The following is a 22,275-nucleotide window of genomic DNA, read 5'->3' as shown; positions in this document are numbered from 1 at the left end:
ATAATTTTTGCTAATGTATTTTTCGCGGATTAGGTTACAAGTATTTTACTTTTTTGCTTAAAAATTATCCATCGTGAAAAAAGTAAGCATTTCAGGCTATTTGCCGGAACTCCTTGATGGCAGTAGTTTAATCGGAATTACCTGGGCTGAATGTAAGTAAAAGTTTCATTGTTATTGCTGAGTTGTTAGCAATATTGTTCACCATTTCGCTAGCCTGATCTTGCAGGTTATTATTGAGATTGATTAGATGGTCGGATGTGTTGTGGAAAGCGCCAAATGAATAAAATGACTCGAAAGAGCGGGTTGCGGTTGCCGCTGTTATGGATGAAACGCGCAATCCTGCTCTTACTCAGCTTATGGATAACGGGCATCCTTCTTTTTTCTTTTATACCCGTGCCTTTTTCTGCCGTGATGGTGGAACGACAGATTTCCGCATGGTTGACCGGTGATTTTGGCTATGTTGCTCATTCGGACTGGGTGCCAATGCGTGAGATTTCCGCACCCATGGCGCTCGCGGTAATGGCAGCAGAAGATCAAAAATTCCCGACCCATTGGGGATTTGATGTCGATGCTATTCAGTCGGTGCTGGATAAAGACGGCGGAAAAATGCGGGGGGCTTCCACACTGTCCCAGCAGACCGCTAAAAACCTGTTTTTGTGGGACGGGCGCAGCTGGGTGCGTAAAGGGCTGGAGGCCGGCCTGACGGTGGGCATTGAAACCGTATGGACAAAACGTCGCATTCTGACGGTGTACCTGAATATTGTGGAGTTTGGCGACGGCGTCTTTGGCGTCGAGCAGGCTGCGCAGCATTTCTTTCATAAGCCAGCCAGTCGCCTGACCGCTTCTCAGGCTGCGTTACTGGCGGCCGTGTTGCCGAATCCGCACCTGTTCAAAGTCAACGCGCCTTCCGCGTATGTCATTCGCCGTCAGCAATGGATACTGCGCCAGATGAGCCAGCTCGGCGGGGAGTCTTTTCTGCAAGAACATAAACTTCATTAGTACGGGTCATTAACGCAAAAAAGGACAGCACGCAGGCTGTCCTTTTTGTTATCACGCACTGAATTATTTGACGTAGGTAAATGCCGTAGTGACGTGTTTAACGCCGCTCACGCCAGCAGCAATCCCCGCCGCAGATTTACCTTCTTCCTGCGTCACCAGACCCAGCAGGAACACTTCGCCGTTTTCGGTAGTGACTTTGACGTTAGATGATTTAACCGAATCACTGGTCAGCAGCTGAGAACGGACTTTGGTGGTGATCCACGTGTCCATAGACGCTGTGCCCATGCTTACCGGTTTACCGGTACGGATTTCGTTATACACTTCGGTTGCGCCTTCAACACCCATCGCAATTTGTTTGGCGCGTGAGGCCATATCCGCCGTCGGTGCCTGACCGGTTAACAGGACTTTACCCTGATACGCTGTCGCCACGATACGGGCTTCGTCTTTCAGTTGTTTATCTTTGCTCACCGCGTTAGAAACACGGGCTTCCAGCGTGCTGTCATCAACCTGCGTACCGACCGTACGTGGGTCAGTCGTTGTTTTTGTTGCGACGCCAGCTGCACCAACTACCGCAGCGGCGACACAGCCTTGTAACAGAAGGGCGCTTAACAATACTGCAAAGAGAGGACTCGCCTTCATGTGATCTCCTTAATCGTCCTGGTGTGGGAACAGCGTGTTATCTATCAGGTCACAGAGACAGTTAACTGTGAGCATATGCATTTCCTGAATGCGGGCGCTGCGATGAGACGGAATACGGATCTCAACATCATGAGGCCCCAGTAAACCCGCCAGTTCGCCGCCGTCATAACCTGTTAATGCGACAATAGTCATATCACGGGTTACCGCTGCTTCAACGGCTTTGACAATATCACGGCTGTTGCCGCGGGTAGAAATGGCCAGCAGAACATCACCCGCCTGACCTAAGGCGCGCACCTGTTTAGCATAAATTTCTTCATGCAGACGATCGTTGGCAATCGCAGTCAGCACAATGTTATCTGCACATAATGAGATTGCAGGAAGGCTCGGTCGTTCAGTTTCAAAACGATTAATCAGACTGGCGGAAAAATGCTGTGCGTTTGCCGCAGAGGTGCCGTTGCCACAGCACAGAATTTTATTGCCGTTGAGCAGCGATTGCACCAGCGTCATCGCGGCGCGGGAAATCGCGTCAGGCAAAGCTTCTGCCGCCGCAATCTGAGTTTGGATACTTTCTGTAAAGCAGACTTTGATTCTATCCAGCACGGGTTGTCGTCCAGTCAGTCGTCGTAATATTTATTCCGCATTGAAGGCATCACGCAGCCATTCTACCTGGCTGCCGGTGATGGCAAAAACATCAAAACGGCAAGATGATGTGTCAAAGCTTGCATTCTTTCCTGCAAGCCAGAAAGACGCAGCGCGTAACAGGCGCTGCTGTTTTTGAACCGTTACGCTGGCCGCTGCGCCACCAAAACTGGCGTTGCGCCGGTAACGAACTTCAACAAACACCCAGGTTTGCTGGTCATGCATAATCAGGTCAATTTCACCGGCACGGCAGGCCACATTGGCCGCCACAAAGGTTAACCCGGCTTTTTCGAGATAGCGCCGTGCAAAGGCTTCGTATTTATCGCCGCACGCCCGCGTCTTTGACAAAAAAGGCTTCATCAGTACGTCCTTGTACCTGTAATCGTTGAGAATTCCGATCTCAGTCATGCTGTTTCAGTTTTCTCTTAAGAAGAAACTGGCACCAGCGAGCCCTGGCGGTATTGCAGCCATGGCAATTTACGGTGGATGACACAGTTGCCATTGGCACTCAAATCTCCGGTGCTGCCGGAAACCTGGAAGCCAGGCAATGTGCGCATCTGGGAGAAGTGATTCGCCAGACTCCAGGCATCGATACCCATCGCATAGAGACGAACCAGTGAATAATCGTTACCAAATTTCGCGGCTGCCTGCTGCATCAGCGCCGGGTTACCGCCTGCCAGCAACGGAATATCGCTAAACTGTACGCCTTCCATTTCCAGACGGTAGTCCGGCCCGGCACCTGCCTGGTAGCTACGTGAACTGGCATAGACTGCCGGATGTGAACGGCCATTTACGGCAAGATCCAGCATCGGTTTGATCAGCGTCAGTTCACTTTGTGTCGCGACAACGTAGACGGAATCCACCGCCCCCCCGGTACTGCCTTGCGTAATCTGTGCATCAGTTGGCGGTGCCGGGATAGTAATGCCACCAATAGTCACGCCCTGCGCTTGTGCTGGCGCGGCGGCATCACTGGCGATGACCGGCGTACCCGTCAGGCGGATACCGCTGCCGATAGAAGAACGTAATTCACCGGCTGAACCGAGACCTTGTTTCAGCACGGTTTGGCCGCCCAGTTTCTGCCATTCATTAGCAAAAGCCTGTGCGATACGGTCGCCGAAGTTGCCACGCGGCACCAGTAACAGCGGCATACGTTTCTGCTCAGACCACATGTGGCGCGCAGCATCCTGTGCCTCGTCTTCCGGCGAGAGCGCAAAGTAACAGATATTCGGGCTGTTTTTCTCAGTTTCTGGCTGATTGAGCGCTAAAACATTCAGCGGGGTCTGATCAGAAGAGAGTTCATTCACCTGATCTTTCAGCAGCGGACCGACAACCAGCGTTGCGCCATCCTGCTGAGCCTGCGTCAGAAGTGCGGCCAGCGGCTGACCATTGGTGTCATACACTTTCACCTGCGCATTACTGCTGGCAACGGGGGCCGCCGCCGGCGTTGCGGCCGGCTGGGCCGGTGAAGGATCGGTCTGCGCCGGGGTGTTTTGTGCGCCGGCATCCGGTGCGGAGGTACTGACGGCCGCGTTCGGGTCAGCCGGTGCCTGCGGTTGTGCGTTAGCATCCGCCGTTGCTGCCTGCGGCGCCGGCAGGCTGATCTGACCGTTCATGGCCGCATTAAAGCCCTGCTGAATGGCATTCCCGTAAACTTGTGCCGGGCCGCTCATCGGCAGGAACAGTGCAATTTTGCCGGTTGAGGCAGGCTGGAAGGTCAGCACATTATTAAGCTGAGTTGGCAGACTTTTCGCTGCCGGATTCACCGGATAACGACGTTGCCAGTCTTTAATCCCGGCTTTCAGCAAATCAGGATCCTGCTTGTTGCTTTGCCATACGCTGAGTAAATCCAGCCATCCCTGCAACGTATTTTCATCAGCATTGATCACGATGCTGCTGACGTCCTGCGGGGACAGCTGCGTCAACGCCATCCAGGTGTGGTCAATATTGTCCTGATGTGGCTGTCCTTGTAACAGCGATTCCTGTGCGATATAGGCGCGGATCACGCCGAGGCTGGTGCGTCCCTGGCTGGCATCGATTTGCGCCTGATAATAACGGGCTTTCTGATCGTTGGTCAGACTGTGAGGGTCGAGCTGGCTCAGGCTGGTGGCGGCTGCCGGATAATTTTTCAGCGCAACCTGCACTTCTGCACTGGTCAGTTGCTGCTCGACGGTTTGAGCGGCGGTCAGATTTTGCGGTACTTTAGCCAGTTGCTCCGCCGCCTGAGGCGCTTTGCCTTCGCGTATCAGGGCACGCACTGCAAGCAATTGCCAGTCAGCCTTGTTATCATCACTGCTTTGCTGCGCCTGCTGCAAATAATAGTCAGAGCTGCCGGACGCTGCACCCTGGACACTTTCTGTCGGTGCCTGCGGCGCCTGGCCAGAACAGCTGGCGAGAAGCATCGCCACGATGATGGCAGGGAGTAAACGTCCCGAACGGGTACGAAAGGTCATTGAGGAAGGCATTCAGTTTCCAGTGATGTTTTTTTAAGATGCTCAATATTAAATCGGCAATCCGGATGAAACAATGAATCAAGACGATCAAGCAGATATTTCTGCCTCAACGCTGTATATCGTACCGACGCCAATTGGCAATTTAGGGGATATTACCCAACGCGCGCTGGCCGTACTGAACAGTGTCGATTTGATTGCTGCAGAAGATACCCGCCATACCGGATTGCTGCTGCAACATTTCGCGATCACCGCAAAAATGTACCCGCTGCATGACCATAACGAACAGCAGAAAGCCGAGCATTTACTGGCGAAATTGCAGGAAGGCCAGACCATTGCGCTGGTCTCGGATGCCGGTACGCCGCTGATTAATGACCCCGGTTATCACCTGGTGCGTCGCTGCCGCGAAGCCGGTATCCGCGTGGTGCCGTTACCCGGTGCCTGTGCGGCGATCACCGCCCTTTGTGCGGCGGGTTTGCCTTCTGATCGTTTCTGTTACGAAGGGTTTCTGCCCGCCAAAACCAAATCCCGTAAAGATACGTTGCAGTCACTGATTGAAGAACCGCGCACGTTGATTTTCTATGAATCAACGCATCGTTTACTCGACAGTCTGCAGGATATGGTCGAAGTGTGGGGGCCTGAGCGGTATGTGGTGCTGGCGCGTGAACTGACCAAAACCTGGGAAAATATTCACGGTGCGCCCGTCGGCGAGCTGCTGGCCTGGGTGCAGGAGGTCGAAACGCGCCGGCGCGGCGAAATGGTGCTGATTGTTGAAGGCCATAAAGTGGATACCGAAGCGTTACCTGCAGAAGCCCTGCGTACTCTGGCGCTTTTGCAAAAAGAACTGCCACTGAAAAAAGCCGCCGCGCTGGCCGCTGAAATCCACGGTGTGAAGAAGAATGCGTTGTATAAATACGCGCTTGATGAGCAAGAGGGTGACAAATAGGGCGTAATACCCTATTATCCGCCGCGGAGTTGACCAGACAGTCGCCGCTTCTTTGCCGTCCCTTTCGGGGGAGACAGAAGGAGGGGAGGAAAGTCCGGGCTCCATAGGGCAGGGTGCCAGGTAACGCCTGGGAAGCGCGAGCTTACGACAAGTGCAACAGAGAGCAAACCGCCGATGGCCTGCGCAAGCGGGATCAGGTAAGGGTGAAAGGGTGCGGTAAGAGCGCACCGCGCGGCTGGCAACAGTTCGTGGCATGGTAAACTCCACCCGGAGCAAGGCCAAATAGGGGTTCACATGGTACGGCCCGTACTGAACCCGGGTAGGCTGCTTGAGCCAGTGAGCGATTGCTGGCCTAGACGAATGACTGTCCACGACAGAACCCGGCTTAACGGTCAACTCCACTCCATTGAAAACAGAAGCGGGTGTTCCCCTCAGGGATACACCCGCTTTTGTTCCCTTCAGGACAGCTTGTACAAACGATAACGTCCGTTCTGCAACAGAACTTTGTAATGTCCAAACACTGTCTGGTTTGCACCGGCGTAGATCGTTTTCCCTTTATATTTCACCATCACTTTTTCCTGACCGCCTATTTCCGTGACCAATATAATTTTCGGAACCGCAGGTTTCGGCGGACTGACGGCTGCGGCAGGCAGAACAGTATCTGTCTCTGAAGCCGACAGGAGTTTTGCTGAATCCATTGTCTGCCCGTGATACATCAGCTCAAAATGCAAATGTGGCCCGGTGCTGCGTCCGGTATTCCCGGAGTAGCCAATCACTTTGCCCCGTTCAATTTCTTGCCCGGTGGCCACAGTGATCCTGTCAAGATGCAGATAGCGGCTACGCCACCCGAGCGGATGACGTATTACCACGTAATTTCCCGCAGTCGGATGAGACATGGCTTCCACGACGATCCCCTTCTCCGTAGCCAGCACCGGCGTTAACCGTGGCGCGGCAAAATCAGTCCCCTCATGCGGGGAAAAACGTTGCATGAGGGGGTGCCACCGCAGGCTGAACGGGGACGTGATCCGCAACGGAATATTTAATGGCGAAAGGAAGTGGGGATAGCGAATTGACGATGTTTTTGATGTCTCTGTATTCCCCTCTGATACTTTGTCTCCTGGGGCAGTCAGTAACATTGCTGAAGAAAAATGATCCTCAATAACTTCAACATCGGGACGCGTAGCCTGAATCAGAGCCAGCGTTACCGCCACATCGTCCGTCGCCTGAGTTAAAAGCGGAATGAGCAGCAGGAAAAGTAATACCCGGCGCATGGATTAAAGTCGCTCAATAAAAAACATCACCAGCCCGGCCATGGCGATTGAAGGTCCGAAGGGGATGTAATGTTTGGCGGATTCAGGATGGTCTTCATCCAGCGACCGGCGTTTGTTGAGTACTGTACAGAGCAGGTAAACAATAATACCGGACCCTGCAGACCAGAGAATCAGTTCAGGGAGTTTTTCCATGCCCAGCCAGGCGGTGATGGCAGCCATCAGTTTAACGTCGCCATAACCTAATCCTTCGCGGCCACGTAATTTTTCATAGGCTGCCATGAGGGTATAAAGCAAAAGCCAGGCAAGCGCTGCGCCACAAATCGCTGAGCGAGGCGCAATATCAGTCGTACCCAAAACCGAACCCAGTAAGCCGCTCCATAGCAGCAGCGATACTAAACCGTCAGGCAAAATCAAATGCTGAAAATCAATCACTGACAAGCTGTAGAGCAGGCAGAAATAGAGGAAAAAGCAACAGACCTGAATTTCAGTAAACTGCGGCAGCGCCACCAGGGTCAGCAAGGTAAAAACACTACCGCACAGTATTTCGGATATCAGATACTGTGGAGAGATAGTGCTCTGACAATGACGACACTTGCCTTTCAGCCACAACCAGCTCAGAACAGGAATATTGTCACGTTTCCAGACCGGCGCCCCACATGCCGGACAATGGGAGGGGGGCCACCAGAGGTTTACTTTTACCGCATCCGGTTCCGGGCTTAATTCAGAAAAAATCATTAACGGAAGCCGGTAAATCATTACATTAATAAAGCTGCCAATAAACAATCCGAATATCAGTGCCATGATAGGATAAAACCAAAAATAGAAAAGCGTCATTAAAAAATTCCCTGCGAGAATGAACGGAAGAATACGGTATTTTCAGTGGGAGCATTATTTCTCTGTGATACCTTTTTTTACTTCCATAAAATCAATGAATATATTTGGTCGTTCTTCCGTTGCAATTTCTAATCGCTGCGAAAATAACTGAGTGCCTTTGGTGTCGCAAATATAAGCATTGTCTGATGTCGGTTGCTTTTCCATCATTTGTGCAAAGGTAAATCCTTTCTGCCCTTCCGGAACATGGATAATATTGAAACCGGGCACTTCCCTAAACGAATCGACAGCCGGATCCTGGAAATGGGCTAAGTCGGTATAATCATCCACCGATCCTTTAGCACCATTCAGGCATGTAAATATATCACTACCCCGTATACCTTGCTCGTTAATAGCCCCCTCTCCTTGCCAGAGCCCCGACCAATGCACACCTCCGGCAAGACGAGTATGAATTGCAGCAACATCTGTTATGGCTATCCTCTCGTTATCCAGGTAGTAGGGAATAAGGTACATACTCTCTGTTTTACGATGATTGAGCGTATCTTTCCCGTTTGAAACGAAAGCATAATTCGCAGGATAATCATTGTTGATCCTGAAACTTGTATAGGGTACGAAATATTCTCCGTCATCACTTTGGAGTGTCCAGGCTGCAAGCCGTTGCTCACTGCCATCAGCATCGCCGAGCAACAAGGCCTCTAAGTGTATGACTTCCATATGACGATGAGGAAGATAAACAACTAATTCATGCCCTTCTCCCCCCGTGCTGTTGTTGCTGGTATTACCTTCAGGTCCGTCTGAAGCGCGGGGGAAAATAATCGTACCAACCCATAACTTTTGATTTTTGCTGGCGGCCAGTTCAATCAGTTCATCATATAAAGAGAGGTTTCGCGTCGAGCTCGTCATTGCTGGCTTACATTTATAACGCTGTTCTTTCAGGGTGACAGGCGTACCTGAACATGCCGTAATTGCCGGAAAAGGGTCGCCTTTCTGATAGGGTTTCGCATTAATGATGGGGAGGCCCCAGTCTCCTTCTTTACCGCCACTCACCCAGCTGTAATTGGCTTGTGTATCATAGTGAAGGTAGTGTTCTGAGAAATCAAAATTGTCATCTGTTATCTCCGGTAAACGCTGGGCAGGAACCTGTCCGGAAGAGGATTCTATATACATAATATTTATTGCAATTGGCAGGGAGTTTTTCTCCTCATAGGAATATTTGTTACCACTTCGGGTATATCCAAAAAAATTAGCAATAGGTAACGCGAGGGGCATATCCAGCGGTTGTGCTGTACCGCCACCGCTATCAGGTTCAGCAAATTTGAACGCGCCTCCTTTAGGTATCTTGGCCGAAAAGCTATTAACCGATACTATATTCAAGATAATGAAAAGCATAATTATTTTTTTCATCATACATCCTTTTAAAAAGAACCGCTTGCGCCCATTTTCCCTAATGTATCTGAAAGGGCGAACAGTGCTGCGAAAACCCATATAACACAGCCACCTAAAACGAGGGTAGATAATGACTTGAGTAAACCGGATAATTTCTGAATATATTCTCTGATATGCTCTCTTGATTTATGCGATACAGAGGTTAATACTTCATTGAATGACGATAAGCCCGCATAGAGGCTAATGTTTAGCAAAGTTTCAGGGCCAAATAATCCGGTATTCAGCGCATCACCGTATCCTAACCCTATCGCCATTTTTTCCCGCATAGTGTTGATATGATTTTTCAGCCATCGGTTGGAGTTCAATAAAATGATCGCCAGGCCATCATTCAGTGGGATCCCATTCTTAAGCATTAGCGCCAGATTGTTGAGGAAGATAGAGGCCGCAATTTGCTTGTAAGTGGAAAAGGGTAAAATACGGTCAAGAAATTTATTCCTGAATGAGCCGCAAAGATTAATCATGACAAACCGGATAATAAAGACGGTCAAAAGAATAGCAATTAACATGTAGATCCATAACCCTGCGACCAGGGATAGACCAAAAGAATAAAGTGACTGGGTGATACCTGGCCATTTAGTCACCGGGACAACACTTTCAAAGGCAGGAAATACTTTGACAGAGTAGCCTGCGATCACTGTTAATGAAAGGATCAGCATAATGAAAGGAAAGAGGACGGCAGACGTCAGTTTTTTCTTTAACTCACTATTATAAGTGATGACATTAACTAAGGTTATAAACCCGTCAGCGAGACTGCCGCTCTGTTCGGCTGCATTGATAACACTCAGCTCACTTTGTGGAACAAGGCCATCAAACATAACCGCAATAGACGCACCCGTCAGACCTGCTTTCATGTTATTGGTTAATATGCCAATGTTTTTGGCAAAGCCAGATCCCAACAGGCTTTTCCCTTCAACCTGAAGTTTTAACAAAGAATCGTAAAGTGGTAATTCTGTGCTGATCATGTCAGCACAGAATTTATAGAGAAATAATCGTTGTTTTTTATTGAATTTTGCCAAGGATCACCGCCATGTTTTCCTGTTCGACATCACCAAACTCCATGCTAAACCAGGCTGCACAAACCCGACCGCGAAGTATCTCAGCGAAGACCTTTTCTTTTATTTCAAACCCTTCGCTCAGGCCAGGTGCTGACAGCCTTTTTTTCCGCCATAGGGTATAAACCTGCAACCATTCCTGTTTTGAAATCGCGGCAAGTTCATCGTAAGTGGGAAGCATATACTCCATCACCAGCTGTCTGCCGCTGATGCCGGTATATTTACAATGAACGCAACCAGATTCATTTTGTTCATATAGCGACATTATTTTTCCACCGAATGTCATTTCAACGGAACGATGACAATGGGGACAAATAACCGGAACCAGCTTCTGGCACTGCAATCCGGCAATAAAACCGGGTGTAGAAAGTTTATCGCTGGTGATACCCATCGCAGATAAACGCTGAAGTAATGAGACGATATTCCCGGCATGCACGGTCGTGAAACAGTAGTGCCCGCTCTCTACGGCACCGGCAAGCGCATTGGCCGAAATATTGTCACGTATTTCTCCCACCATCAGAACGTCCGGATCCCGGCGCAGTGCAGATTTAATCGCAGAATGAAAACCACCGCCTTCTACACTGACGACAGAGCTTTGTTTGGCACCGAAGATCTGATACTCAACCGGGTCTTCTACCGTCAGGAAACACCCTCTGCTGCTGTAGCGGTTTATTTGCAGCCATTCCATTAAATTCTTCAGCGTTGTAGATTTACCCGAACCGGTCGTACCGGCAATGATGTAAGCACCATAAGGATTACTGAGGATTTTTTTTAAATCTTCCAACTCATCATCTGAAATACCCAGCCTGCTAAGATTTGCGACGGCACTTTTCGATAATCCGGAAGGAATAATACGTAACACGGCGTGATAGCAATCATTCGTCTCACCAAAAATGGGGAAATGCGCATAGCGGAAGCGGAAACTGAGTTTATTAAGTGTGTAGAGGATATTGGCGCTTTGCGGAATGGTGCGGTTCCACGTGGTGTCACGTGTACTGGCCTGGACGTTATACAGCACGAAAACCAGTTCATCACATTTGCTGGATGCCATCTGCATCATGGGCACCAACATACCGTTTACACGCACTTCCAGCTGAGCCAGGATATCGTTGCGGGTTATATGCAGGTCACTGGCCCCCATATTTACCGCTTCAATTAATATCGCCTCGAGCTCTTTCTGCGTTTCACTGATATCCAGGGCCACACTGCTGAGCTTCTGTAATGAAACCAGCTCGAAAATTTTGAAATAAACGCTTTCGCTGACCCCCGCTACCCCGAGTACCTGATGACGATGAACATCATTGAGTTTGCGAATTTCATATTGAATAATATGCAACTCTTCTACTACAGAGCGTTGGGAGACCAGAAACTCCTGCCCCTGCGAGCGGGCCAGAAGCATATGATCTTCTATTTCAGAGAAAGTCCATTCACCATTGTGAAGGGATTCTTCGGTAAGCCGGACAAAATCGAGGATCACCGGGAAATTTCCTGAACATATGAGTGCTGCCCGTTTTTATCCTGATGTACCGTATAGCGCTTTCCGTTAGCAGAGAAGACTTCACCTATACGCACGAATACTGTTTTCGTGCCCACTGAAACAGCCGCTTTGGTAATGCCTGCAATTTGCGACAACATCATCACCCGGGGCTCATCCACCGGCGCTGATTCGGTTTTCGGCTCTTCGCCTGAAGGCCCGTCGTTCATAATTGGCATCGCAGATACCGGATTCAGTTCAGCTGCTTCATTTTTGATTTTCGCCATCTCAAGCCGTAATTTCGCCAAGGCAAGTTGCTGGGAAAGCAGTCGCTGAGACTGATTAAACTGCATGTCTTCTTCCATCAGCCTGGAAATATGTTCCTGTACAGGCGCAGGGACGGGAGAGGTATTCTGACCGGTTGTGCTGATCTCGTCAGCAAAGTTGCTGGTCGAAAATAAAGCGACCAGGGTAGTGAGGATTATTTTCCGCTTCTGCATACCATTACTCCTGTAATTTTATTTTCCTTGCTACTATCAACTTTTTGAATGATAAAAGCGTCCCTAAAGGCATGACGTTCCAGTACGCTGGCGATCTTCAATATATCCAGATAATGAAGTGGTTTGGGAAGTGACATCTCCCACGAAATAACGTTTAAACCGTAATATTTCGCCTTACCTTTCTGTGAAATTTTCTTTTCAGTTGCTATTACAGCAGCGCCTGGCAGGGCGGTTATTTTCAGCGCCTGTTCGCTTCCCGTCGCAGAGTTATAGGAGTAAATATAATTCAATGCATTGCTACAGGCAGGAGGCGAAATTTCCTGCTTCCTTTTATAGGCATTCAGGAGGGGATTTTCGCTAAGACCCGATTTTACCTCTGTAAAATCAAAAGTGTTTTCAGAAAAGTTGGCGTTATAGGTTTTTCCCCAGAAAATTTTTTGGGCAACGCTAAATATCGCCCCCTTGCTTAACTGATAACTGAATGCGCACTTTTGTGCATCACAAGAGAATGTTTCATTCGTATAATTCATGTTATACAATTTACTATAACTATTGGTTATCTCAACGGCCAGTTTAGTGAAGGCCGAAATACTTCCTCCCGTGAGCGCTTTCAAATAGAAGGCGTCAACAGCTTTAACATCTGCGGCCAGTTGTGTTTGTTCACGAACTTTTTTTGCTTTCAGTTCCTGACCAGGTTCATACACTAAGTAATACCAACCGGCAAAACCTGCCGCAATCAACAATACCAGAGTGGCGGCGGCAATACCTAATTTAGTATTCTTAGAAACCGGTAGCGTATTTTTCCGTAATTTTAATTTTTTGATCATTTTTTATCCGGAAATAATAGTATATAGAAAAACAGATGACGCAATAAGTAACAAAAATATGCCAAATCCTACTGCGCTCCAAAACATACGTTGTTTCTTTTTGAAAATTTTCTGATTTGATTTACAAGATTCAGCAATAGTGTCTAATTGCGCCAATGAAATTTCAGTTACCTGAAGTCTGGCGTATTTTGACTCAGGCAACGAAGCCACCATTTCCTGAAAGAAATTTTCAGTAATAACACAGTCACTGCCGCTGATAATGATACCGTCCATGATCATCAGCAAGTAAATCTGTCCTTTACCTGCAGAAAAATAATAGAATCCGTCACCATAGAGATTTCTAAGATGGACAGCAAAAGGTTCACAACCCGGAGATGTTCTTTCAGAATAACCGATAAGCTCACTGACTTCAGCATCCCCCTGAACACTATAAATATATCTCCGGTGACTACGCCGTATGTTTGCCATCCATTTTAGATATCCCGGCGCCATATTATCGTGTATGGGTAAGTCCCAGATTAAACCGGTCAATATGTTATTGCGCGATAGTGTATTTAACATGACTGTCACATCCAATAATTAATGATTCAGAGGTGCACGATAATAGTCAATACCCACAACCATCACGACGGTATTCTCATCGTCAGCCGTATTTTCACCATAACCTAACAACTGATATTCTTTATTTTTACTCAGGTCATTCATTTCATACTTCGCGACCATGAGTAAACTGCCCGGCGTAACCGCTGTAGAGTTAAACATCTCGGTGGTAGTCACATTGGGCAACTGTACGGTGTCGAAAACATCAATAGAATTTAACTGACTCTTGGTAAAACCGCTGGTGACTTCTACCCGACCGTCTTTATTGATCCGTGGGGTAATAATAAAACTGGTGCCGGTGATGATTTCAGAGGTTTCGATCTCTACATCTTCCTGACCATTATCATTATTAATGGTGCGTGTTCGCCCGGAAACATAGTATTGAGAATTTGTCATATTGAGCGGTACCGGCGTGTTATTACGGGTGACAAATGTCCCGCTCTGCAGAACTTTACTGCCCGTCAGGGAATAGAGTGCGTTCAATTTGGCCGATACACTGAGTGCATGATCAGCACCCGCACCGAGCGTCATTCCACTATCCATTGTATTCATCATGGCAGTATTAATAACAATGCTTTCACCGCTGTCTATATAGGACATGTTCAGACCTGCACCATACTCTTCCATTTTCTCTTTATTGAGTGTGAAAATTTTGTAGGTGACAATGAATTGGCGATTATTGTCAGCCTGGTATTTTTGCAACACATCATTCAACGCTTTATATTCTGACGGCCGTCCGGTTAGCGTTACGATGGAAGCATCTTTAAATACGGTATACATGCCGCTTGAGACATACTTTTCTGCCATGTCTTCAACGTCATCCCAAAATGTAGATTCGAATTTAGTTTCTGATTTACCTTTAAGTCCCCCATTGCTAACCGCATCATTCGAAAGATCGAGACTGGCTTCAAATTTATTATTTTCTCCATAAAAATCCAGTTTTATGGCATAGACGCTATAAGCATCCACTTTAAGAATATTATTCTCATCAAGGGTAGTATTCACATCGTAAAGGGCTGAAACATAGCGCATGAATTCTTCAAAAGTCCCTGTGAAATTAATGCTGTGTGCTTCAATGTTTACTTTACCGCCTTCAAGGCCTTTCTGGTCGGGGAAAGCCAAATTTACTTTATGGCTGACACCTGTTTGCGCGAGTAAAGCATCGAGCACGGTATTCAGATCAGTGGGTTCATAGGAGTTCACAGTAACTTTCTTAGCGAGCAGTGTTTGCCGCGTAGAACTGTAATCCACTTTTTTACCTAAATAAGCAGCATCATATTTCACATAAGGTTTAACTTTCATTTCTCCTGCAGAAGTCGCTCCCGGTAATGTATCCTTAACATTTTCACGTGCAAATGTCTGATTGAATTCATGGGTACACCCCTGAATAAGCAATACCAATGTAATTAATCCAATTCTAGTTTTCATATATCCTTATCCTGAAAATCAGTCGTTACATATCATCAACAAGTAAAACGCGGTTCTTCTGATAGTTTTTGATGATTAATCCATAATTTTCAGAAGCAAAAAGATCCCCTAAACCTGTCAGCACCTCGTCTTCATTTTTGCCTGTCAGGGTGATGGGGCTAAAAATTAAATAATCACTTTTACTTTGCCAAAGTAATTTATATCCGAAGTCCCTGGCCCATTTCTGTAAACCCTGGCTCAGCAGATCACCGCTATTCAATAACAAAGTCACTTGTAAAGGAGTTGATAAGACGCCCTTAGGTTCAGCAGGAATGGGCAACACGGGAGAATTCCCGCCGGAGAAGGGGTTGCGGCCTGTTTGTGAGGATGTACTCACTGAAGGGGGTTGAGATGTTGCTGAAATAGTGCCATCGGCATTGACCATTGCATGTGCATATTGCCCCATAGCCACGGACAGTATAATAACGCATCCAATCATATTAATTTTCATCTTATTTCATCCTGAAATTTTCATAAAAATACAGTGCCGTACCTTCATTTACGTTGCGCTAATAGGGCGGCATGGGGACATCAGCCCCAGCAGCGGGTTGTTTGATCGAGCTACACCATGAAGTCAGCACAACTGAAAGCGAACTTGGATTAATGACACTGACACCTTTCCCTGAAATATTATCAAACACGCCACTGGTGGCGCTGATGACCCAGTAATCGTCAGGAGATATTTTTTTGTCATTCTCCTGGATGAGATTCACCTGTACGGCAACACCGCTTAAATGATCTAAAACGCCTTTTGTCGTTGTCCGGTTATTTTCGCTGTTGGAGAAATCAGAAAAATCCTCCCCGCCTTCACTTTCGCTGCCTGCATTTCCTTGTTTGCCTACATCAGCGACAATGGATGAGATTGCAGCAGCCAGCCGTGGATAAAGTACTCGCGGCGCATTTTGGGGATTACCCGGGGCCGGAGGCGCTAAGGGGCATTTTTGCACCGGAATTTTAATATACCCCGGCTCATCGGTGACGCTTTTATCATAGTTATCCGGGTCATCAATAATGACATCATTGGTGCCCCTGTCTTTTTTATTGCCAAAGGAGTGATAGGAAACAACCGGACTGGTCATGAGCGCAATGATATTTCCTTTTTCAGGATCGAAAGCTTCACCTTCAAAAATAACATTCGCCATTAATGTTCCCGTTACAGTTTGGTTGTTGGCATCTTTGGCTGTCAGATGCATGACGCCTTCCTCATTGTTCCGGCCTGTACCGTCTTCAACTTCCAGGCAATGCGTCATCATATTTTCTTTAAGATTCCAGCAGAGCTTATCCACGCCGACTAAACCATCGGGTTTTATCACTTTCCCCATACCTGCCTTAAAACTAAACCTAACCCCCAGCTGAGCGGCAGTTTGGTCAATCTTATCGAGGTAGGACACCATGCTGCCGAAAGGTACCGCTTCGTCATTTGTCTTCGCGTCATGGGTTTTCAGCAGTTTCCAGCCGGTGCCGAAATTTGCTACATCGGTGCCCTTTGCTTCCCGCCGATAGATATAATCAGCGTGTTGATATGCCAGGTCGTAATGAGTGAATGCTTTACTAAACGCTGTCGCATAATTTTCGATAGTAAATTTATCCATATCATTTTTACCGTTAATTCCCGGATGAAAACTCACGTAGAAATCAACGCGATCAATAGTCCGTGTCTCTTCGTCACCCACCAGATCCACACGTTCTAATACCAGAGATTTATCCTGGTTGTTTGCCGGTTGATTGCAGGCTAAATCTTCTACCTTGAATTCCTTATCAGCGACTTTCTTGTTGCCCGTGCTGTAACAGCGATGGCTGGTGAAATAACCACGAGACAATGTGTTATCCCACTGAATAAAATGGTCAGTGTCTTTCGGGTCAGTGCTGAAAGCCTGATCCTCTACACGCCAGCCATAAGTTTTACCTTTTTCATTAGCTGTAGAAATCGTTCTGTCGAAAAGCGGGTTCACTATGAAATCCATTTCACCATCAGCGTCGCTGTCCTCAGTAATCTGAATTTCATCCCTGTTAATAAATTGCAACATGCCATGCACTTCGTTCGCAATAATATTGGTCAGGTTTTCTCTGGCCACTGATTCTATTTGTTTCTTTTTAAAGAGAGCGAATGAAGTAAAAATGAGACCCATGATTCCCATTACAACGATCATTTCCAGTAAGGTAAAACCTTTGCTGTTGCTTACCTTTGGCATAAAAATTCCCATCGTTATGGAAGTCATCGAAAATGAGCCTGCAACGATAACGGTCGCAGGCTCCTGTACTCATAAAAACAATTATTTACTGCCTAAAATCAGCGCATTATCTGAACCTGTTGATGCATCGCAGAATCCTGTACCCACGATGGTTGTCGGACTCAGGGTATCGGCAGTCAGGGTTTTGAGAATAGACGTGGTAGGTTCGCCGGATAACTCTTCCGGTTGTGGTGTTACGAGTGCGCCGGCTGCGGCAGTACCAGAAGCCACATAATCCCATTGTCCGCCCAGCTGGGAAGCAATGTTACGGCAGTCTTCTGTTTCCAGCCCGTTTATCACCAGATAGAAGCCTTTCGCTTTTGCATCTTCAGAGACGTATTTAACCCCACCAATTTCAAACGCATCATTTGACATGCCATTAAAGGCTTCAGCCGCAGAAATTTTCCCCATTTTAACTAACGTAGAAATTATTGAGCCAGTCGTGTCGGTTGCAGTACCAATTGTCGACTTAGTTAGATCAACAGCACTCACCATCGCAGGGTATTCTGCACTGTCTTTATAAGCTTCAGTCGTCCCTACCCGCACTGAGTTGGTATTATCGGCTAAATCACTGATATCCTGCGCAGTAAAGGCACGGTTTGCCAGGATTACAACACCTGCAGCAATAATACCGATAATGCCCAGCACGATGATGATTTCCAGTAAGGTCACACCGCGTTGTTTCTTAAGTTCCTGATATTGATTTGCTTTGCGCTTTAGCGCATTAATTGCGTTTTTCATACCTTAATCCTTAGGCTTGAAATATATTTATAAAATGACATAGTAATACGATCCCGCTGAAATACAGTGGGAGTAATATAAAAATAGAATGTAAGACTAAAGTCTTAATGTTATGTCTAACGTTTTAAAGCTATTAGTGCATCTCACTCCTTATTATAAACCCCCATTTTCCTGACCAGCGTTGAAAAGCATAAATCAAAATAAAGCGTTCGTATAGATAATGGGGCAATAAAGAAGACAAAAAATAAATTATAATTTAATTATCAAAATACAACCTGTAAGATCATTTAAATGAATATTATAAATACAAACATCAATATAAAGATTTAAGTATCAATATTAATGATCATTCATGACTTTTAATAACTGACTGTTTTGAGGTTATTTATTTGTTTTTCAGACAGTTGAAAGGATATGGGGTCTGTCCCATCGAATCACGGTAAAAGGTTAGTCTGTCCCGCAAATTGCACGATGACAGGACGAAAAAAGCAGGACCGGATAGCATTTCCCTGAGGGAAACTGATAAACAGGTGTACAAAAAACCGCACAAAAGAATTTGTGCGGTGTGGTTTTTATAACAAGGGCCGGAGAATCAGAGTGGCATATCAATCAGTAGCGCCCGTAACGGGGTGCAGGCACAAACCGTCAGGCTGTTTTCCTGATGGATAAATGCGCCATCACCGCAGGCCAGTTTTTGCAGTTCACGGCTGGCTGATCCCAGAGCATCCACCTGGCCATGAATCGATTGCAAATATGCGCGTGGCCCGCGTACCGGCAGCGTAATTTTTTCACCTGCCGCTAAATCCAGATGATGGATCCACACCTTTTGCCGCAGTTGCAGGCTCCCGTTTTCACCGTCCGGTGAGGCCAGCAGGAAATGCGTGACCTCCGGCAGCGTCATTTTCTGCGTCAGCGGATTCTCATGCTCAGGGCAGGCATCCAGCCACAGTTGCATCCGTGTCAGTGGCCGGGTGGTGCTGGTATTCAGTTCGCTGTAACTGACATTCGCCTGCGTCGACAGCAATGCGGCTTCACCGGCACTGACCCCGGTACTGTTGCCTTCACTGTCACGGTATTCCGCTGAACCCTGTAACACCAGATTCAGCACATCCACGCGAGGATAGGTGCGTGGCTGGAAACTGGCGCCGGGTGCCAGCACTTCCTGATTCAGGACGCGCAGAGACGCATATCCCATCAGTTTGGGGTCAAAGTAATGGCCAAAGGAGAATGTATACCGTGCCTGGAGCCAGCCAAAGTCAGCGGTACCGCACTCTTTTGCCGTTCTGCTGGTAATCATGGCGGTCGCCTCTCTTAAAAATTTCGATGTATAAATGGTAAGCGTCTGGACGTGTGATTGTTAGCCAGTTAATCTGGTCGCTATATTCAAATTTCCTGAAAGAGAAAAGAATGGCTAAGGATCGCGCACTCACACTGGAAGCATTACGGGTCATGGATGCGATTGACCGCAGGGGGAGTTTCGCCGCAGCTGCTGATGAGCTGGGCCGCGTCCCGTCTGCACTGAGCTACACCATGCAGAAACTGGAAGAAGAACTGGATGTGGTGTTATTTGACCGTTCAGGTCATCGGACAAAATTCACCAATGTTGGCCGGATGTTGCTTGAGCGCGGACGGGTGTTGCTGGAAGCTGCAGACAAGCTAACGGTGGATGCCGAAGCGCTGGCCCGCGGTTGGGAAACCCATATCACCATTGTCTGTGAAGCCTTATCGCCGGCCGCGCAACTGTTCCCGCTGATTGAAAAGCTGGCGCTGAAAGCCAATACGCAGGTTTCTCTGATCACCGAAGTGCTGGCCGGCGCGTGGGAACGTCTTGAGCAAGGCCGCGCAGATATCGTGATCGCGCCGGATATGCATTTCCGATCTTCTACCGAAATTAACAGCCGTAAACTGTATAAGCTGGCCAGTATCTATGTGGCCGCGCCGGATCACCCGATCCACCTTGAAGCCGAGCCGCTGTCGGAAGTCAGCCGGGTTAAATATCGCGGGATCGCCGTGGCGGATACTGCCCGTGAGCGTCCGGTATTAACCGTTCAGTTGTTGGATAAACAGCAGCGTCTGACGGTCAGCACCATTGAAGAGAAGCGTAAAGCGTTACTGGCGGGATTAGGGGTGGCGACAATGCCTTATCCGATGGTCGAGAAAGATATCGAGGAAGGGCGTTTGCGGGTGGTGAGTGCGGAATATAACCGTGAAATCGATATTATCATGGCGTGGCGTCGCGACAGCATGGGTGAGGCGAAAGCCTGGTTCCTGCGTGAAATTCCAAAGCTACTGGCTACGCGGGAAGTGAAGTCATAGCGTTTTTATTCAGTAAACCCATACCCGATGCCAACCTTCCCCTGGTGAAAGGGGAAGGAGCAGAACGAAATCAAAAACGGGTATCGCGGCCGTGCTCAGAGTCTAAATCCTGCGCCGGTCCGGTGGAAATAATGCCATACGGGTTGATGGTTGCATGGCTGCGGAAGTAGTGATTACGAATGTGCGCGAAGTCCACCGTTTCACGAATGCCCGGCATCTGGTAGATATCACGCAGAAAACCATACAGGTTCGGGTAATCACTGATGCGGTAGCGGTCACATTTGAAATGAGTGACATACACCGGATCAAAACGCACCAGCGTGGTCCACAAACGCAAATCCGCTTCGGTCAGCTGATTGCCGGTCAGATAGCGGTGCTTGCTCAGCAATTCCTCAGCACGGGACAGCGCGTTAAACACACCCTCAACCGCTTCGTCGTAGGCATCCTGAGACGTTGCAAAACCCGCCTTATAGACACCATTGTTAATTTGCGGATACACCCACTCATTGATCTCATCAATCTCTGAGCGTAATGCCTGCGGATAGTAATCTCCGGCTTTGGCACCCACGGCATCAAATGCGCTGTTGAACATGCGGATGATATCAGCGGATTCATTGCTGACGATGGTTTGCTGCTTTTTATCCCACAGGATCGGCACGGTGACGCGGCCGGTGTAATCATTCTGCGCCCGCAGATAGATTTCATAGGCATAATTGAGATGATACAAATCGTCGCCGGTGGCTGCCGGAAAATCGGTGCCGAACGTCCAGCCGTGTTCCAGCATCAGCGGATGTACCACAGATACCGGAATAATCTCCTCCAGTCCTTTGAGGGTTCGCATCAGTAAGGTGCGGTGCGCCCACGGGCAGGCCAGTGAAACATACAGATGATAACGGTCACGTTCTGCGGTAAAGCCGCCAACGCCATGCTCGCCCGGTTCACCGTCAGGCGTTATCCAGTTGCGAAACTGCGCTGCTGAACGTTTGAAATGACCGCCGGTTGACTTGGTGTCGTACCAGGTGTCCTGCCAAACGCCATTGACTAGTTGCCCCATTTTTCCTCCTTCCCCATCATCCTTCGAGCTGCCTCTGCGTTGGCTGCCTTCTCAAACTCCAGTCACATACTATTGTATGCTCCCGGGGATTTACTCAGTTGCCGCCTTGATGCAACTCGAATGATTTAGGGGAGATTTACCGATAAGTAATAAAAAAGGGCGAGGTGATAAATCACATCGCCCTGCAGGTCTGACATAGTGTCTTATTTAATTATAGCTGAGCTGTCACTCCCTGGTGTCGGAGCAATTACCAGTTTTTCTTGATCAGACGGTCGATGCTGAATGCACCAGGACCGGAAGCAAACAGGACGAAGAATCCTCCAGCGATAGACAGGTTTTTCATAAACATCATCTGGTTCACGCCCTGTGCAAAATCAGTGTGGAAGATCAGAGCCGTCAGGATAGTGAAAATTGCCGTGATCAGCGCTGTGGTGCGGGTAAAGAAGCCGAACAAGATGGCCAGACCACCGCCAAACTCTAACAAGATAGTCAGTGGCAGGAAGAAGCTTGGCACGCCCATAGACGTCATATAGCCCGCAGTCGCGGTGTAACCGTTAATTTTGCCCCAGCCTGCAACGATAAAAAGCACTGGCATCAAAATACGCGCAACCAGCAAAGCAGTGTCTTGTAACTTGTTCATCTTCGACTCCGAGAGTGATATACCCAAATTGGGTTAAAAGTGTTACCGGCCCGGTCGGAAAATGTTTCCTGCCGTTACCGCATCAGTTGATGACGAGATAATAAGTCGGATGAATAAGTTATGTTAGCAAGTAAATCTGTCTGAATGATTCAAAT

At 48.0% G+C, this 22,275-nt stretch carries 22 protein-coding genes and 1 other RNA gene; 4 read left to right on the top strand and 19 right to left on the bottom strand.

The features are described from left to right. Positions 1-276: 276 nt before the first annotated feature. Positions 277-999: a monofunctional biosynthetic peptidoglycan transglycosylase gene (gene mtgA, locus ETV65_RS19275; RefSeq protein WP_129954712.1), complete on the top strand. Its 723-nt coding sequence runs from the start codon at positions 277-279 to the stop codon at positions 997-999. 63 nt (positions 1,000-1,062) lie between these two features. Here mtgA and dolP read toward each other — a convergent pair whose 3' ends face one another. The 4 genes from dolP to ETV65_RS19255 form a co-directional block, all read right to left on the bottom strand. Continuing rightward, a complete protein-coding gene (dolP, locus tag ETV65_RS19270) occupies positions 1,063-1,638 on the bottom strand; it encodes a division/outer membrane stress-associated lipid-binding lipoprotein (protein ID WP_013577231.1) in 576 nt (191 codons plus the stop codon). Between the two features lie 9 nt (positions 1,639-1,647). Continuing rightward, positions 1,648-2,238, bottom strand: a complete 591-nt coding sequence (diaA, locus tag ETV65_RS19265; protein ID WP_013577230.1) for a DnaA initiator-associating protein DiaA — start codon at positions 2,236-2,238, stop codon at positions 1,648-1,650. Positions 2,239-2,268: 30 nt separating this feature from the next. Further along, a complete protein-coding gene (locus tag ETV65_RS19260) occupies positions 2,269-2,637 on the bottom strand; it encodes a YraN family protein (RefSeq protein ID WP_129954711.1) in 369 nt (122 codons plus the stop codon). Positions 2,638-2,702: 65 nt separating this feature from the next. After that, a complete protein-coding gene (locus tag ETV65_RS19255) occupies positions 2,703-4,739 on the bottom strand; it encodes a penicillin-binding protein activator (RefSeq protein ID WP_129954710.1) in 2,037 nt (678 codons plus the stop codon). Positions 4,740-4,800: 61 nt separating this feature from the next. Here ETV65_RS19255 and rsmI point away from each other — a divergent pair, with 61 nt between their 5' ends. Further along, complete coding sequence (gene rsmI / locus ETV65_RS19250) at positions 4,801-5,670, top strand: 16S rRNA (cytidine(1402)-2'-O)-methyltransferase (protein ID WP_129954709.1); 870 nt, start codon at positions 4,801-4,803, stop codon at positions 5,668-5,670. A 25-nt stretch (positions 5,671-5,695) separates the two neighbouring features. Next, an RNA gene (gene rnpB / locus ETV65_RS19245) (RNase P RNA component class A) lies at positions 5,696-6,074 on the top strand. Between the two features lie 54 nt (positions 6,075-6,128). On the opposite strand, the gene ETV65_RS19240 is transcribed toward rnpB, so the two are convergent. From ETV65_RS19240 to ETV65_RS19180, 13 genes are all read right to left on the bottom strand, one after another. After that, positions 6,129-6,659 (bottom strand): M23 family metallopeptidase, encoded by a 531-nt coding sequence (locus tag ETV65_RS19240; protein ID WP_240782863.1) that lies wholly within the window; start codon positions 6,657-6,659, stop codon positions 6,129-6,131. Between the two features lie 285 nt (positions 6,660-6,944). Beyond that, complete coding sequence (locus ETV65_RS19235; RefSeq protein ID WP_269154573.1) at positions 6,945-7,742, bottom strand: A24 family peptidase; 798 nt, start codon at positions 7,740-7,742, stop codon at positions 6,945-6,947. An 87-nt stretch (positions 7,743-7,829) separates the two neighbouring features. Next, positions 7,830-9,176 (bottom strand): hypothetical protein, encoded by a 1,347-nt coding sequence (locus ETV65_RS19230; protein ID WP_129954706.1) that lies wholly within the window; start codon positions 9,174-9,176, stop codon positions 7,830-7,832. Positions 9,177-9,187: 11 nt separating this feature from the next. After that, positions 9,188-10,234 (bottom strand): type II secretion system F family protein, encoded by a 1,047-nt coding sequence (locus tag ETV65_RS19225; protein WP_129954705.1) that lies wholly within the window; start codon positions 10,232-10,234, stop codon positions 9,188-9,190. Then, the gene (locus tag ETV65_RS19220) at positions 10,218-11,747 is read right to left on the bottom strand and encodes an ATPase, T2SS/T4P/T4SS family (protein ID WP_129954704.1); all 1,530 of its coding nucleotides are present in this window, start codon (positions 11,745-11,747) and stop codon (positions 10,218-10,220) included. Before ETV65_RS19220 ends, ETV65_RS19225 begins: the two co-directional genes overlap by 17 nt. Then, positions 11,744-12,244 (bottom strand): hypothetical protein, encoded by a 501-nt coding sequence (locus ETV65_RS19215; protein ID WP_129954703.1) that lies wholly within the window; start codon positions 12,242-12,244, stop codon positions 11,744-11,746. The genes ETV65_RS19220 and ETV65_RS19215 overlap by 4 nt, the downstream gene beginning before the upstream one ends. Further along, positions 12,226-13,071, bottom strand: a complete 846-nt coding sequence (locus ETV65_RS19210; protein ID WP_129954702.1) for a hypothetical protein — start codon at positions 13,069-13,071, stop codon at positions 12,226-12,228. Before ETV65_RS19210 ends, ETV65_RS19215 begins: the two co-directional genes overlap by 19 nt. Positions 13,072-13,074: 3 nt before the next feature. Then, on the bottom strand, positions 13,075-13,632 hold the full coding sequence (locus ETV65_RS19205) for a pilus assembly protein (RefSeq protein ID WP_129954701.1): 558 nt from the start codon (positions 13,630-13,632) through the stop codon (positions 13,075-13,077). Between the two features lie 18 nt (positions 13,633-13,650). Further along, on the bottom strand, positions 13,651-15,099 hold the full coding sequence (locus ETV65_RS19200; protein ID WP_129954700.1) for a type II and III secretion system protein: 1,449 nt from the start codon (positions 15,097-15,099) through the stop codon (positions 13,651-13,653). A gap of 25 nt (positions 15,100-15,124) precedes the next feature. After that, positions 15,125-15,589, bottom strand: a complete 465-nt coding sequence (locus tag ETV65_RS19195) for a TcpQ domain-containing protein (protein ID WP_240782862.1) — start codon at positions 15,587-15,589, stop codon at positions 15,125-15,127. A gap of 58 nt (positions 15,590-15,647) precedes the next feature. Then, the gene (locus ETV65_RS19190) at positions 15,648-17,330 is read right to left on the bottom strand and encodes a type II secretion system protein (protein WP_129954699.1); all 1,683 of its coding nucleotides are present in this window, start codon (positions 17,328-17,330) and stop codon (positions 15,648-15,650) included. 81 nt (positions 17,331-17,411) lie between these two features. Beyond that, positions 17,412-18,110 carry a prepilin-type N-terminal cleavage/methylation domain-containing protein gene (locus ETV65_RS19185; RefSeq protein WP_129954698.1) on the bottom strand — a complete coding sequence of 233 codons (699 nt, stop codon included), beginning with the start codon at positions 18,108-18,110 and terminating at the stop codon, positions 17,412-17,414. Positions 18,111-18,702: 592 nt separating this feature from the next. Continuing rightward, the gene (locus ETV65_RS19180) at positions 18,703-19,407 is read right to left on the bottom strand and encodes a pirin family protein (protein ID WP_129954697.1); all 705 of its coding nucleotides are present in this window, start codon (positions 19,405-19,407) and stop codon (positions 18,703-18,705) included. Positions 19,408-19,517: 110 nt separating this feature from the next. Between ETV65_RS19180 and ETV65_RS19170 the strand changes: the two genes are divergently transcribed. Continuing rightward, a complete protein-coding gene (locus ETV65_RS19170; protein ID WP_129954696.1) occupies positions 19,518-20,426 on the top strand; it encodes a LysR family transcriptional regulator in 909 nt (302 codons plus the stop codon). 70 nt (positions 20,427-20,496) lie between these two features. On the opposite strand, the gene ETV65_RS19165 is transcribed toward ETV65_RS19170, so the two are convergent. Continuing rightward, positions 20,497-21,480 (bottom strand): glutathione S-transferase family protein, encoded by a 984-nt coding sequence (locus ETV65_RS19165; RefSeq protein ID WP_129954695.1) that lies wholly within the window; start codon positions 21,478-21,480, stop codon positions 20,497-20,499. Positions 21,481-21,727: 247 nt separating this feature from the next. After that, positions 21,728-22,120 (bottom strand): DoxX family protein, encoded by a 393-nt coding sequence (locus ETV65_RS19160; protein WP_129954694.1) that lies wholly within the window; start codon positions 22,118-22,120, stop codon positions 21,728-21,730. Between the last annotated feature and the right edge of the window lie 155 nt (positions 22,121-22,275).

The sequence above is a fragment of the Rahnella sp. RFA10(1/100) genome, assembly GCF_004195115.1.
Classification (GTDB): Bacteria; Pseudomonadota; Gammaproteobacteria; order Enterobacterales; family Enterobacteriaceae; genus Rahnella; species Rahnella perminowiae.
The sequence above is the reverse complement of the archived record's forward strand: the minus strand, read 5'-3'. Positions and strand labels throughout refer to the sequence as shown.